General features: G+C 42.0%; 13 protein-coding genes. 6 read left to right on the top strand and 7 right to left on the bottom strand.

Annotated features, from left to right (window positions below; genetic code table 11):
• Positions 1–146 (bottom strand): transposase (locus tag LC605_RS26340; RefSeq protein WP_229550450.1); only part of this gene is annotated, 146 nt, incomplete at its 3' end.
• A 259-nt stretch (positions 147–405) separates the two neighbouring features.
• Between LC605_RS26340 and LC605_RS26335 the strand changes: the two genes are divergently transcribed.
• Positions 406–1,212: a P63C domain-containing protein gene (locus tag LC605_RS26335; protein ID WP_229550448.1), complete on the top strand. Its 807-nt coding sequence runs from the start codon at positions 406–408 to the stop codon at positions 1,210–1,212.
• 121 nt (positions 1,213–1,333) lie between these two features.
• Here the strand turns inward: LC605_RS26335 and LC605_RS26330 are convergent, their stop codons facing one another.
• The 4 genes from LC605_RS26330 to LC605_RS26315 form a co-directional block, all read right to left on the bottom strand.
• Positions 1,334–1,711 (bottom strand): cupin domain-containing protein, encoded by a 378-nt coding sequence (locus LC605_RS26330; RefSeq protein ID WP_229550447.1) that lies wholly within the window; start codon positions 1,709–1,711, stop codon positions 1,334–1,336.
• Positions 1,662–1,928, bottom strand: a complete 267-nt coding sequence (locus LC605_RS26325) for a hypothetical protein (RefSeq protein WP_229550446.1) — start codon at positions 1,926–1,928, stop codon at positions 1,662–1,664. The genes LC605_RS26330 and LC605_RS26325 overlap by 50 nt, the downstream gene beginning before the upstream one ends.
• Positions 1,929–1,983: 55 nt before the next feature.
• Positions 1,984–3,204, bottom strand: coding sequence for a ParM/StbA family protein (locus tag LC605_RS26320; protein ID WP_229550445.1), 1,221 nt, complete (start codon positions 3,202–3,204; stop codon positions 1,984–1,986).
• 510 nt (positions 3,205–3,714) lie between these two features.
• Positions 3,715–4,152, bottom strand: coding sequence for a hypothetical protein (locus LC605_RS26315; protein ID WP_229550444.1), 438 nt, complete (start codon positions 4,150–4,152; stop codon positions 3,715–3,717).
• Between the two features lie 689 nt (positions 4,153–4,841).
• On the opposite strand from LC605_RS26315, the gene mobV reads away from it, so the two are divergent.
• The gene (mobV, locus tag LC605_RS26310; protein ID WP_229550443.1) at positions 4,842–6,581 is read left to right on the top strand and encodes a MobV family relaxase; all 1,740 of its coding nucleotides are present in this window, start codon (positions 4,842–4,844) and stop codon (positions 6,579–6,581) included.
• 196 nt (positions 6,582–6,777) lie between these two features.
• Here mobV and LC605_RS26305 read toward each other — a convergent pair whose 3' ends face one another.
• Positions 6,778–7,428 (bottom strand): hypothetical protein, encoded by a 651-nt coding sequence (locus tag LC605_RS26305; RefSeq protein ID WP_229550442.1) that lies wholly within the window; start codon positions 7,426–7,428, stop codon positions 6,778–6,780.
• Positions 7,429–7,709: 281 nt separating this feature from the next.
• Here LC605_RS26305 and LC605_RS26300 point away from each other — a divergent pair, with 281 nt between their 5' ends.
• Complete coding sequence (locus tag LC605_RS26300; protein WP_229550449.1) at positions 7,710–9,362, top strand: ATP-binding protein; 1,653 nt, start codon at positions 7,710–7,712, stop codon at positions 9,360–9,362.
• A 2-nt stretch (positions 9,363–9,364) separates the two neighbouring features.
• Entirely contained in the window at positions 9,365–9,886 is a 522-nt protein-coding gene (locus tag LC605_RS26295) for a DUF192 domain-containing protein (RefSeq protein ID WP_229550441.1), read from the top strand.
• Positions 9,887–10,133: 247 nt separating this feature from the next.
• Here LC605_RS26295 and LC605_RS26290 read toward each other — a convergent pair whose 3' ends face one another.
• The gene (locus LC605_RS26290) at positions 10,134–10,955 is read right to left on the bottom strand and encodes a hypothetical protein (RefSeq protein WP_229550440.1); all 822 of its coding nucleotides are present in this window, start codon (positions 10,953–10,955) and stop codon (positions 10,134–10,136) included.
• 342 nt (positions 10,956–11,297) lie between these two features.
• On the opposite strand from LC605_RS26290, the gene LC605_RS26285 reads away from it, so the two are divergent.
• Together LC605_RS26285 and LC605_RS26280 are read left to right on the top strand one after the other, a co-directional pair.
• Positions 11,298–12,053 carry a ParA family protein gene (locus tag LC605_RS26285; protein ID WP_229550439.1) on the top strand — a complete coding sequence of 252 codons (756 nt, stop codon included), beginning with the start codon at positions 11,298–11,300 and terminating at the stop codon, positions 12,051–12,053.
• Positions 12,050–12,994, top strand: coding sequence for a ParB/RepB/Spo0J family partition protein (locus tag LC605_RS26280; RefSeq protein ID WP_229550438.1), 945 nt, complete (start codon positions 12,050–12,052; stop codon positions 12,992–12,994). The genes LC605_RS26285 and LC605_RS26280 overlap by 4 nt, the downstream gene beginning before the upstream one ends.
• Positions 12,995–13,209 lie beyond the last annotated feature (215 nt).

The raw sequence follows: 13,209 nt of genomic DNA, 5'->3' as shown, positions 1-13,209 counted from the left end.
CCTTCTACCAAAACATAGAAAATTGCGTTCAAGATTTCCCACATATCAACTTCACGCTTGCGACCACCGGGTTTTGGTTCTGGAATCATGTCACTCAGAAATTCATATTGGGCGAGGGTCAGATTGCTGGGGTATGCTTTACTCATGTCGCTCTCTCGGTGCTGTCTATTATCTATTCACAGCGTATACCCAGAGAGCTTTTTTACCATCTCTCCAACTTTTCAAACAACCTCTAAGATTTTGCTAATTATTGTTTTTCTGAAAGAAGATATTAACGTTCCAGAGATGATATTTTGGGCAGCATTCCATGATTCAGAACTCGGCTGCCAGCAGCTATAAAGCCATGTGATTTCTTGAAAAACGCTACGCGATTTCACCAGAATTCGCAAGTTTTAAGGAATAATCATGGCTAAGAAAAAGTATCAGGCAGCAGAAGCTGTCGAGTTGTACATTGGGAATTATCGATTTGATGCAATCAGGATTCTTGAGACAAAGGAATATCGGATGTCTCAGAATCACATACTTGAAGCAATTAGTATAAATAAAAACTGGTTGACCAGGTTACAGTTTAGCTTGCCTCGCGTGTACCAAAGCCTTGTGAAACAAGGTCTAAATCACGTTACACTATCTGCGGAATATACGGTTAAAAGTACAGTAACGCGTGCTGTAACGTGGTCATTGAAAGATGTCAGAATTATTTGGCGTTACTTTGATAGACAGGGAAATCCCGAAGCTCAAAAGCTAATTGATGCCTTGTCAGAAGATTCGTTAATCAGTAGGTTTGAGCAGATTTGGGGAGAATCGCGGACTGTCGAGCAACGACGGACAGATGATTGCCGGATTTTGTCCACGCCACGTCCCTGGACAAAAATGTTTGAAACCGAGTTTGAGTCCAACTTAGCAAGGATTACCAAACTGCATAAGAAGAATATTAGAAACGGGCTGTATTATTGGGAGTTTATCTATGAATGGATGACACCAGAGGAGAAAGCCAAGCTCGATATCGTTAATCCCGTACTCCCGAACGGACGCAGAAAGCACAAGATACACCAAATGCTTTCAACAGAAACGAAAGAGAGGTTGACACCGCACGTTACCTCGATTTTGATTTTGATGAAGTCGGCTAATTCTGTTGACGAACTGCGGCGATTAGTGCAACGACAGTATGGAATAGATCAGCCCAATTTGTTTGATGGCTGGGATATTGGATAGTTAGTTTGATCCCAAGCGATCGCTCTAATACCTATAAACCGTATAAGAGCGATCGCTTGCTGTTACATGGGGACTTGCACCATCATCTTGTGGAATCTTTTGATTCTTTTTTGTAGCTCTTCTAATAGGGACGGCCATCTTTGTGCGTTAATATCCAGGCACCATCTGTTACCTGAGTTGCTTTGAGATCATCATTTGGGTATTCGACTTCATCTGGTGCTGTGCGATCGCCCATCTCTAGGTAGGTCACGGTTTCTTGGGATCGGTTCACCAGTTGATGGGCAATCCCCGTACCCGCTTTGAATCCATAGCAATCCCCCGCACTCAATGAGAATTCCTGTTCTCCCACCACCAAAGTTGGAGTTCCCTCTAGAATAAAAATGAATTCATCCTGCTTTGAGTGACTATGGGCAAGGGCAGACACTGCACCAGGTGAAAGATGGGTCAGATTAACCCCAAACTGAGTTAGCCCAAAGCACTCGCCAAGCTTTCGTTTCAACCGTCCATTGACCTTTGAGGCATAGGGTTCTGGATAAATCGTTTTCCCCATCGTTGCGGGAACGGATTGGGCTGAAATCGGTGATTGATTCACGATAATCTCCGGCGTAGCTGGATAGTGATTGCTGCCATTCCCGGATGCCTGTATATGGCAACGGATTTGAAAGCTTGAAACCTACCATAATCGGTAAGGGATAAGCACAAGTATAGAATGTCACGAAGATTCATGTGAAATCCTTGACGAGATTTCACATGAATCTTTGTGACATTGGACTAAACTCCAGGATGCATGGTTAAAAAGCCGTTCTTTTCCCAGACTTCTTTGGGTGGGGTGGAATTTCGTACAGTCGGGGCTTGATAAGAATCTGGGACTAATTTCTGTTTGCGTTCATAGCCAAAGTTGTAATCTAACATTTTGATGTAACTAATATGTGCAGTCCAGACATCAGTGATTCTGTCACCCAGCCCTAGAGTATCAAGGGGTTTAGGAAGTTGGACTCCACCATTCCAAACAATGGGTATGCCCGAATGCAGAAAATGTTCGGTTAATTCCGGGAGTACAAACTCAGCAGTCCCGCCGCAAATGAGAACTTCATCGAATAGGGCAATGTTTCTAATCCACCGGATTAAAGCTCGACAGTAATCATCACGAACATCTAGTAAAACCGAGTTAAACAACTTTAAATCAGATTCAACTCCAGCAGATGTGGCTTTGCGTGATAAAGAGTGTAGTGCATTCTCTTTGCCATTACTAGCTTCTACTAAAACTTTAGCTAATCGCAAATCAGATGCAGATAACCCAACAGCAGTACGTTCTACAAATTGCTGCACTAACCAATTCATCCCCAAGTCTGTAGACTCAGCTTTAGCAGGATTACCTTTAGCCGAAAGAGTAAAACTAGCATTCCGGTAGCCCAGCATAAGCATACCAATATTTTTGTTGCGAAACTCCTGGGCTAGACTACGGCTACGATAAGCCATAATCCCACTCCCCTCTGGAGCTACGTAAAAATTACGTAGTTTAACTTTGAGATTGCCTGTTGGTGTCACAATTCCTTTTTTCAGGGCTGATGACAACTTCTTACCCAAATCCTTCCCGTCCGAAATTTCTCCAGGTGGTAGCAATAATTGCACAGAAGCATCAACGCCTTTATTCAAGCCCAACTGACGACATGCTAACCATAACAATCCGGCGATTTTTGGTAAGGCATAGTGGTATTTAAGATCCCTGAGCGCTGCTGTCCCAGCAAAAGTATTTTTAGCGAGAGCGCCCAAGACATAATATTCACCCCCTATTCCTACCCAAGTGGAGTTTTGTGATAACTGCTGGATTGAATTTTTTCCGACATCTGCAATTTCTGGCTCCATTGCCACTACCATTGGCACCCCATCCGGGTATATCTGAACAATTACCTTGTTCTGGCTGCCACCTAAATCAATGGACACAACTATCCTGCTAAAAACGGACGCAATATCTTTATTCGGCGTGTTCATAAATTTTTCCGATCTTTATCTATTACTAAAAAGGAGTGTTGGGGAGGTAGAGGGGCATCGGTGACAGGTTAAGGTTATTAACCATTTGTCAATAAGCAATAATGCTTAAAATATCGGTAAAATTGGAGCGGAAAACACAATTTTTAGGCAAGCGATGCCTACGGCGGGCTACGCCTACGCTTAATCTTGATACCCCTGATTTATTTTTGCCCCATCAGTTCAGTACAAGAGTTAATTTCATACGTTTCTTGATTCCAAATTTTAAGCATAATTACTAATTGACAAAAGTAATCTTGTTTTAACCTCTCACGAATGGTAGAGGGGCAGGGGAGCAGGGAGAGTAAAGAGATAAATAAGAGTAATTTTTACGAGCGTTATAGATTGCTTATACACTTATTTCTTTTTCTTCAAGAACCTCAAAAGCCTCCCCATCTCACTTTGGAGCATTTTTCCGAAAGAATTTATACAAAAACTCTCTCTTCTCCTCTGCCCCTCTGCCCCTTTCACTGACTACTCAGCACCAAAAAGGTTATTAATCTGTTTCATTTCCTCTGGCATTTTTAAATCCATCAACCCTAGGGTGTCCTCATCCAAGGTTTGTTCATCCGAGGTTGACACCCGGATTTCATCATCTGCACTGTTGCTAACTTCAGCATTGTTCACAACCACAGCAGTTTTGACATGAGAAGAAAGAAAAACCTCACGAATCAAAGCCGCTTGTGCTTCTAATTGTTTAATTGACCAAATTGCTTTCTGCCTCAGTTCTTCACCATCCACAGAATCAGCAGATAGGGTGAAAGGCAACCAATGTTCTTTGAGAGTCAACATCACTATCTCAGGTAAGGTTCCTAAGCCAAAGGGTCTGGAGAGCAGATAATTAATTACCTGTCCCTCAACAGTATCTAGCGTTCGCTTAATTGAAAAAAATACTTGTTTGTTCCGTTCCATTTTTTTCATGCAAAAGTTTCTGTGGTGAGGTACAGTAGCGTCGTTTCCCAATGTTCACTTTGCAGAATAAAAATGCAGAACTGAATTAAAGTCTAACCGATTTTTTTTCCTTTACAAACTCAGTTACAATCCACATTAAGTCTACGTAATTAGTGGATTTAAAATGGGGAAATTGTATACCAAATCACATTCTCTCTAGACTAAGCCTACACTAGTCCTAAACTAATCTTAGGCTAACTCTAGACTAAGCTTAGGGAGTCAGTCATTTCTATTTGTGAATCAGTCAAAGTGGCCTTAGACTAAGCTTGGACTAAGCCTAGACTAAGCTTGGGGAATCGCTATTTTTTGTCAGCAACAATTCTTCGCTCAAATAATAATATTACCGTACTTACTACGGTTATTTTGGCTAACTTAGATTTAAGCCATTTTTGCATGGCGCTTGAGGCGAAAAAATGAAAATTTTGATTCAGAGGGAACAGGGAACGGGGAAAAGGGAACAGGAAAAACTCATGGTTTAAAAACCATGAGATTGAAATAATGACACTGTTTTTTTCGTGGCACTCGACCCTCGAAAAACATCTTTTTTTTTGACGCTCGCAATAAAGCTCTGAAACTTTAGTTTCTTATCTGTTCCCTGTTCCCTGTTCCCTTTTTTTTGTAAAAAATTATTTTAGCAGGGTGAGAAAAAAATGGCATACGCGATCGCGCGGCTAAAAAAATTAAAGCGCAGTAGCATAGCGGGGAGTGGATCTCACACAAGCCGTGAGCGAGAAACTCCCAACGCTGACCCCAGCCAAGAAAATATTAGATTCATTGGTAGCAATAACGCAGAGGAACGACTGGAGGATTTGGTTTTAGCGAAAATTGCCGAACATGAGCAGAAACGGAAGATTCGCACAGATGGGGTGTACTGCGTAGAATTTCTGCTTTCAGCTTCCCCAAGTTATTTCCGTCCAGATCGCCCAACTCAGTTCGGGTATTACGAACCCCAGAAACTGGATGATTGGCTAGAAGCAACGCATCAGTGGTTAGCGGATGAATACGGAGAGCGCATAGTTCGGGCAGAGTTGCACCTAGATGAAGCCACCCCCCATATCCATGCTTACTTTGTTCCTTTGGATGATCAAGGACAATTACGGTGTAATCATTTTTTTGATGGACGGCAGAAAATTCGCTCTTTCCAAGATTCGTACTATGACACAATGCGACTGATTGGATTAGAGCGCGGGATCAAGGGGAGTAGAGCACAACATCAGGACATCAAAGATTTTTACCGCATAGTGGAGTCGGGGCGAGATTTAGAAGTTGATGACCTGAATTCGGAACAAACCAAAGCAAAAGCTGCCGACCGGGATAGGGCGATGCGGCGCTTTGAAGAGATAAAAGCTACAGCTAAAGCTCTATCTGTTGAAAATGAACTCTTGCAAAAACAGATTCAGGAATTAGAGCAACAGAATCAGTTGTGGCGCCAACAAACAGAGCAATTACGCGACTTAGCCTTAGAGGATGTCGCTTGGGAGTTGGGGTTAAACCATGAGCTTGACAGATGGCGTGGTCAAAATTACATCATTAATATAAATCAGTCGAAATTCAGCGATCTCGATCCCGGTTCTCCATTGGGGGGAGATGGTGCGATTGACTTGGTGATGCACATCAACAATTGCAATTTACGGCAAGCGGTTGTCTGGTTGCATGAGCGATTTGGGGGATCTGGGGCAGAACGAGCAGCGATCGCTTTTGCTCAAAAAGTGACTGCTGAGATTATCCAGTTAGAACCACGACCAAAATTTACACCCCCGGTTGAGGATAAAACCAAGTGGTCTTCTGTCTCCAACTACCTCACCCAGAAACGGGGAATACCTGAAAACTTTGTGGAAGTTCTGCATAACCGGGGGCTGGTTTACGCTGATGACCAGCAAAACGCTGTGTTCGTGATGCGGAATCTTGGCTCACTACCCCAGGCATTAGGTGCGTTCCTGCGAGGGACACGGGGAGAAAACAACACTTTCAAAGGCTACGAGTTTGGGACTAAGCGGCGTGAGGGCTGGTTTTACTTTCACCTGGGCGGACAGCCAACTTCACCAGTAGAGAAAGCGGTGCTTTTGAAGTCACCCATCGATGCCATATCTTTTGCAATGCTGGAGTATCAGGTCAAAGGTATACCAAGCAAGAGGACGCTGTACATGGCTCTTGATGATCCCAAAAGCTTGCCATCAGAGCAATTGCAGCATATTCCTACTGTACAAGTAGCCTTTGCTTCTGATGAATCTGGTAATGCTGCTGCACGGGTTGTAGCCGATGTACTGCCACAGGCTAGAAGGAACAAGTGTTCATATAGAGATTGGAATGAGGAACTGGTGAATTTCTCACGCCAATTGCAGCAGCATCACTCCCGACAACGGCATCAAAATCAGGGGATAGAGCTTTAACAAGAAGGCAACTCTTAACAGGCAACTCTTAACAGGTCGTTCCTCCCAGTTAAGAGTTGCCTTCTAGATAAAATTCGGGGGTCTGAGTCCCCCACTAATTGGAATGGCACATTCCAATTAGTGGAACGCGTTGGTGGGGGCTTTAGACCCCACCATACGCAGTAAGAGTTCCCTATTCCCAATTAAGAGTTCCCTTTTACGGAGTTGTTTGATTGTCGTTCTTCCACTCATCAATCGTCGGACAAGTTTTACCAGTAGGAATTAGCCCATTTGAGGATACGCCAAAATTTGTAAGACTTGCATTTTCTCTTTCTGCATTTGCAACTGCATTTCGTAATATCTTCTCTTTTTCTTGTTTGGGTACAACTTCTATTTTTACGTCTGTAGGTTGAGGGGTACTTCCTTTCTTCAATAAAAATTCTCTGACAACATATAATTGCTGTTCTTTCGGAGTACCTGATAGAAGACATCCCCTAGATTTGACAAAAAGAGTTGATAAAAATGAAACATCAGCGAAGCTAGGCTTATTGATAAATTTTATCTCTCCAGCCGGCCCCCACACAAAGATTGGTTCTTGAAAACCTTTTGTGGGAATATCTCTAGTTTCATCACAACCAAAGTTGATTTTTCGGTTCAAATTTAAGCTGGCATCACCACAAACTTTCCAAGAGACTTTGTATAAATCAGGAGTGCTTTCTACAAATCGCTTGAATTTTTGCTCAAGCTCTGATAAGAGTGCTTTTTGAGCATTTGCAGCTTTCTGTTCCGGGGAAACGCATGATGATAATCCCATACTTAACAGTAAAGTAAGCACATAAGTCGGGCTTTTAGTAAGTTTAAAACTCATAAACAATACTGAATTTGACCAAATGTCTTCATCGATATTTTACTAGGATTTTTAGCACCCAATTCAATTGATCAGAGATTCATATCTAATTTAGATATGAATCTGACTTCAAATATTAAGCTCAGTTAATAAGAGGCAGAGTTGATGAGGAGCAAAGGGGAAGGAAGACTGAATTTAGTCAAAAATCAATAGCCAAAAGTACTGTATTTTTCTGTACTTTTGTCTGTGCAAATAATTGATCACAAATTTTATGATTCAGGATGACCTTCAATGCACAACAGATGAATATTAGGCTGATACAGCAAGTATTTGACCTGATTAAACTAAACAACCCCTTGATTGCCATAGAATCTCCACTGCAAGAGAGGTTAAGACTACTCCAAACCCTCACCAGGGAATGCCAAGAAAAGAACGTTAACTGCTATCTGTGGACACTAGAAGACGACCAACTACATCAGTTACAGGTTAATGAGGATGGGGATTTAGCTTTACAACTTGTATTACAATATCAGGCGATGTCTGACGACAAGCCGCTATGCGTCTACGCCAAAAACAGACGCGAACATTACTTTGAGATTCTGCGATTTTGGAAAACCACTGATTTACAAGGCATTGTGATACTGTCAGGGATATTTCCTTGGCTGTCCGAGCCAACCACTGACCCCGATTTTTTCTTGACTGCTGAATGGATTAAGTCTGCCCTGCTCAACATGAAGCTGTATAACCGGAACTCAAACAAGACAGCTATCCTGCTGGGGCCAAACGCAATACTATCATCAGATATTGCCGCAGTTGTGCCGACGGTTATACAACAACTGCCAACAGTTGAAGAAATCAGCACTCACTTGCAAGCATTATTGCCCGAACAGTACAGTAAAACCCAAACTCCAGAGATAGCCAATGCTTGTGTTGGGATGTACATTGCTGATATTGAGTATGCAATTTCTTGGGCGATGGCTTCTGGAAATACCAACGCCCAGGAACTGACTTTAAAACTTTCTACTTACAAAATTAACTTACTCAGGCGAGTTTACAATATTGAATTTCTCCAGCCCCCAGCCATTGAGGTTGGCGGATTAGACTTGATGCAGTTAGCCTTCAAAAGATATAAGCGGCTGTTGACTCCGCTAGCTAAAGCCTACAATCTTCGGCTACCCAAAGGTATTTTGTTAATCGGGCCTCCAGGCACAGGTAAATCTCATTCAGCGAAAGTTTGCTCCCAGCGATTGGGCATTCCGATGATTATCTTAGAGTGGGGTAGCTTCCGCAGTTATGGCAACAAAGCAGAGTACAAACTGAAAAGCCTACTGGCGCTGGTAGACAGGATTAACCGTGTAATCCTATACCTAGATGACTTTGATAAAGGATTTGCTGGTGATGATGATTTATCCAGAAGGCTTGCGGGAATGCTGTTAACCTGGATGCAAGAGCGAACTAGTGATGTATTAATTATTGCTTCAGCCAATAACATAGAATGGCTGCCACCAGAACTGACCAGAAGTGGTCGCTTTGATGATATTTTCAAAGTGGATTTACCCAACAATGGAGAGCGACACTCGATTTTCACTCTGCACCTAGCCAGATTTGATTATCGGTTCCGCGATGGAAATGGGTTTACTGATGAAGAATGGCGCAGGTTGCTCAAAGCGACCCATCGGTGTGTCGGTGCGGAAATTCAGGCGATTGTGGAAAGGGCGGCCATCTCTACTTTCTGCCAAATGTTTCCCGATGATGTTCCACCTGCCGGTGATCTGCCACCACTGGACATTACACTTAAAGCATTGTTAGAAGCGAGAAATAATATTAATCCTTTAGCAATCCGCGAAGCCGATAGGATTGAGAGTATGCGGAACAAAGCGGATTTACAAGGAAATCCGTCTAGTCCGGTGGATTCAAGTATATATAGTGTTGGGAATATTGATATTTTTGGTTAATTATGCAGTTAGTAAAAATTCCTACTCAAAATAACTTGTATGCTGCTCTTTTTAAACTCTTAAACATCCTTGGGCCAATTGCGGGGATATCAATTATTGTCGCTTCTTCAACTATTGCTTACTTGCAAACTCGTCCCCAGCATTTGCCCATAACACATACCCTCACTTACCACAACCGGACTTTTTACTTAGAAGTTGCCACAAAACCTGTTGAATTAGAGAAGGGGTTGAAGTTTCGTAATCATTTGCCCAGCGATCGCGGGATGTTGTTTAATTTGGGTAAGGAGTACAAAAATGTCCCTTTTTGGATGCAGCAAGTAAAAATCCCCCTGGATATTATTTTTCTCAAAGACAATGTGGTGACGACGGTGATTCTTAATGCCCCACCGTGCGCTAAAAATCCTTGTCCAATTTATTTTGGTCGTGTCGCTACCCAGGTTTTGGAACTCTCCCCCGGTGCAATCAAGATTCGAGTTGGGGAAAGGTTGAACATCCAGCCGCGAATGGCACGCTTGAAAAGGTGAAATCCATGCTCTGACTGGGTGTAAAGGTGTGAGGGTGTGGGGGTGTAGGGGAAAACCATAACGTGGATTAACAAGTTTTGCACGGGAATTCAAATTTTATTCTTGACCGTGCAACCCCTACGCCCCAATACTGCGTAGGTTTTGCTGGCGTTGCTGGCGTTGCTGGCGTTGCTGGCGTTGCTGGCGTTGCAGGGGAGGCAAAAATCAACGCCAGCCTCCATTTCTCCCCCTGCTCCCCTGCCCCTATTCACTCGCCAAGTTCGGTGTTGTCATTTTTACTGATCTGATTGTCCTGAGTCTTGGGTTGTTGCTTTGTCTGTTGTCTTGAGAAGGCAATGAGTCGATTAGTTTCTTGATCTGAAAGGTTGTTTTGTGTGATTTTGAACTCATTAGAGTCATCTTTGTAGGCTGTAAAAGCAGTTTCAGGATTTCCACTCTTCCTTTTGACACTGACCAATTGCATTCCTTCTTTGATCAACAGTTGCAATCTGTAGGCTATTCCTTCGTAGATGCGACCCTGATTTTCAGTATCCTTGCCCATTGTCAAGACAGTTTTGATCACCGATGGGATGAGAGATTTCTTAACTACTTCATCTGATTGCGGTGAAACAATACTTTCAGGCGGAATTACTTCTGATACTTTGTCTATATTCTTAGCTTTTTGACCTAAAGGTAACTCGTGCTGACGGGCGTCGAACATCTTTTGTAGAAATGTCTGCTTCTTCTCGGCAATCAAGTTATCAACTCTTGTTGAGTTGTCTTGTTGTGGTACAGCAGTTGACTGTTGAGCTACACCGAATTTATTTAAATACTCGGTGTAATATTTGTTTTTGAGAGCTTGTCTGTAGTTTTCAACATTTTGAGTATTTTGGGATAATGCTGTTCTTAGGTCAAAAAGTAGACTTTCGCGTTCAGAGGTATCCAGCGTGGGACTTGATTGTGCTTCTGGCTGATTTTTTTCTATGATCAGTGCCAGTCTATAAGCCATCATGTTATTAGATAATCCACTGCCACGATTAATGGTGCTAATGTTTTCAAGGACTGAGCTAAAGGATTGGTTGTTTTGCATTGTTTTAATTTGAACCAGAATTTCCTTGAGAATATGTTTTTATCTGGAACATAAGTATATAAACGTACATTATTTATTTGAGTATGATGTTTTTCTGACCAAAAGAATGGGATACAAGCCCCGCCCAATAGCTGCGCTACGGGCGGCTTTGATTCTTAATATACTCCTTCAATACCTCAATCGGCGCTCCTCCCACAGAACGCCTTCAGGCTGAGGAGGATGTCAATCTTCATTGATTTTAACTGAGTTACACAAATGATTTGCCAATTGTTGTAGAGTGCGTTCAGAAAAGGACATCTAAACGTGCAAAATTATTGAATAGGACTTTACGATCAATTAAAAATGACACCTATTATTGCTTTATTTAATCAGTCTGGTGGTGTAGGAAAGACAACACTAACGATGAATCTTGGATATCATCTCGCAGAAATGGGGCGGAAAGTCTTGTTGGTTGACATAGATCCTCAAAGTTCGCTGACAACTTTTATGGGATTAGAGCCAATGGAATTGGAGAATACAATTTATAACGCGATAGTACATCAAGACGAAATGCCAATTATTCATGATCTTCACTCAATGGATCTCGTTCCATCTAATATCAAACTGAGTAAAGCAGAAATGGAACTGTCAGCAGCAATTATGCGGGAGCTACGTCTGAAGCAAGCATTAGAAAGCATTCAAGAACAGTATGATTACATTTTAGTTGATTGCCCACCAAGTCTGGGAATTTTAAGTATTATGAGCCTAGTTGCAGCAACACACGTTTTAATTCCGATTCAGACCGAATTTAAAGCTTTAAAAGGTACAGAACTACTGCTCAATACTATTGTCGAAGTTTTAAATGTAGCAAACCGAAAATTGAAAGTAGCTGGTATTATTCCTACTATGTATGATGCCCGCACATCACAGGGAGAACAAAGCTTACAGTCAATCACTACACAGTTGTCAAAGGTGGGAACTGTTCATACAACTATACCTAGAGCAACCGATTTTGCAAATGCCTCTCAAGCCCGAAAGCCATTAGCCATTTTTAATCCTAAGCATCCTGCTCTCAAACTCTTGAAAGAGATATCGAAAACTTTGGACAGTCTAAAATGATGGAAAAAGGTAAAAGCAAGGAAATATTTCAATTTGGTGGAGTTCTTGATGCTTTTGTCACTGCTCAAGCGGAATCAACAAATGATGCCACCCAAGTATTATCAATTGAGAGCATAGTCTTACCCCAAAATCAGCCTCGACGTTATTTTGATCCTAACAAGCATGAGCAATTAAAATTATCCATTAAACAGCATGGAATTCTACAGCCGTTAATTGTTCGACCATTAACAAATAACTGTTATGAGCTAGTAGCCGGAGAAAGACGTTATCGCGCAGCTTTAGAATTAAAACTGGAAAAAGTTCCCATTGTAGTTCTCCATCTAAACGATAAGCAAGTAATTCAAGTAGCTTTGATAGAAAACCTCCACAGAGAAGATTTAAATCCTGTTGAAGAAACAGAAGCGGTTGTACAGTTACTAGCATTTCAACTCAATATGCCTGTGCAAGAAGTCCCGGCACTGTTGTTTCGGATGCAGAAAGAAGCAAAAGGAAAAGCAGCCCACAACATTGTGGGTCAATCAGAAGTGCAGGTGGTTCAAGAGGTATTTAATTCTTTAGGACTGATGAGTTGGGAATCATTCATAACTCATCGTCTGCCTCTACGTAATCTTCCAGAAGAGATATTAGAAGTTCTGAGTCAGGGTAAAATTGCATATACTAAAGCCCAAGCTATTGCTCGAATTAAAGATAAAAAAGAGCGTCAGGCTGTTTTATTCGATTCCATTAGCAAGAATTTATCTTTAAATGAAATTAAAGAGCGGATATCAAACCTCAAGTTAAACACGACAGTCAATGAAATAGAGGAAAATATTGCATATGTTGAACGTTTTAAGGCAATATCTGTAAAAGCTAAAAGAGCTAAAGCGTGGGATAATCCCAAGAAAAAACAAAAACTTGACAAGCTTCTTGCCGAATTGGAAAAATTATTTGCTGAAGATTAGGCACTCTCCTCGTAATCAAAGCCAGCGCCGTCGATGATGTGCCCTCTTTCTCGTAAGCTGACTCTGCTGCTCCCAAGCTAATATGCAAAACGCAGCATCTCAAACTCTGCTCTTTTACAATTCAACGTCAGCAGAAGGAGTGCTACTGTTTTGATGTCGCTGCTTCTCTTTTGGAGAACGCACTTCCACCTTTGGGCTGTAGGTGCTGTCAATGG

Origin of the sequence: Nostoc sp. CHAB 5836, from assembly GCF_020829445.1 — a bacterium.
Classification (GTDB): domain Bacteria; phylum Cyanobacteriota; class Cyanobacteriia; order Cyanobacteriales; family Nostocaceae; genus Nostoc.
Note: the sequence above shows the minus strand (reverse complement) of the source record. Positions and strands in the feature narration are given on the sequence as shown.

Excerpts from the sequence above, each read along its gene's own strand:
- LC605_RS26335 (WP_229550448.1), top strand. The coding sequence starts at position 406 with ATGGCTAAGAAAAAGTATCAGGCAGCAGAAGCTGTCGAGTTGTACATT.
- LC605_RS26320 (WP_229550445.1), bottom strand. The coding sequence starts at position 3,204 with ATGAACACGCCGAATAAAGATATTGCGTCCGTTTTTAGCAGGATAGTT.
- LC605_RS26315 (WP_229550444.1), bottom strand. The coding sequence starts at position 4,152 with ATGGAACGGAACAAACAAGTATTTTTTTCAATTAAGCGAACGCTAGAT.
- mobV (WP_229550443.1), top strand. The coding sequence starts at position 4,842 with ATGGCATACGCGATCGCGCGGCTAAAAAAATTAAAGCGCAGTAGCATA.
- LC605_RS26305 (WP_229550442.1), bottom strand. The coding sequence starts at position 7,428 with ATGAGTTTTAAACTTACTAAAAGCCCGACTTATGTGCTTACTTTACTG.
- LC605_RS26300 (WP_229550449.1), top strand. The coding sequence starts at position 7,710 with ATGAATATTAGGCTGATACAGCAAGTATTTGACCTGATTAAACTAAAC.
- LC605_RS26295 (WP_229550441.1), top strand. The coding sequence starts at position 9,365 with ATGCAGTTAGTAAAAATTCCTACTCAAAATAACTTGTATGCTGCTCTT.
- LC605_RS26290 (WP_229550440.1), bottom strand. The coding sequence starts at position 10,955 with ATGCAAAACAACCAATCCTTTAGCTCAGTCCTTGAAAACATTAGCACC.
- LC605_RS26285 (WP_229550439.1), top strand. The coding sequence starts at position 11,298 with ATGACACCTATTATTGCTTTATTTAATCAGTCTGGTGGTGTAGGAAAG.
- LC605_RS26280 (WP_229550438.1), top strand. The coding sequence starts at position 12,050 with ATGATGGAAAAAGGTAAAAGCAAGGAAATATTTCAATTTGGTGGAGTT.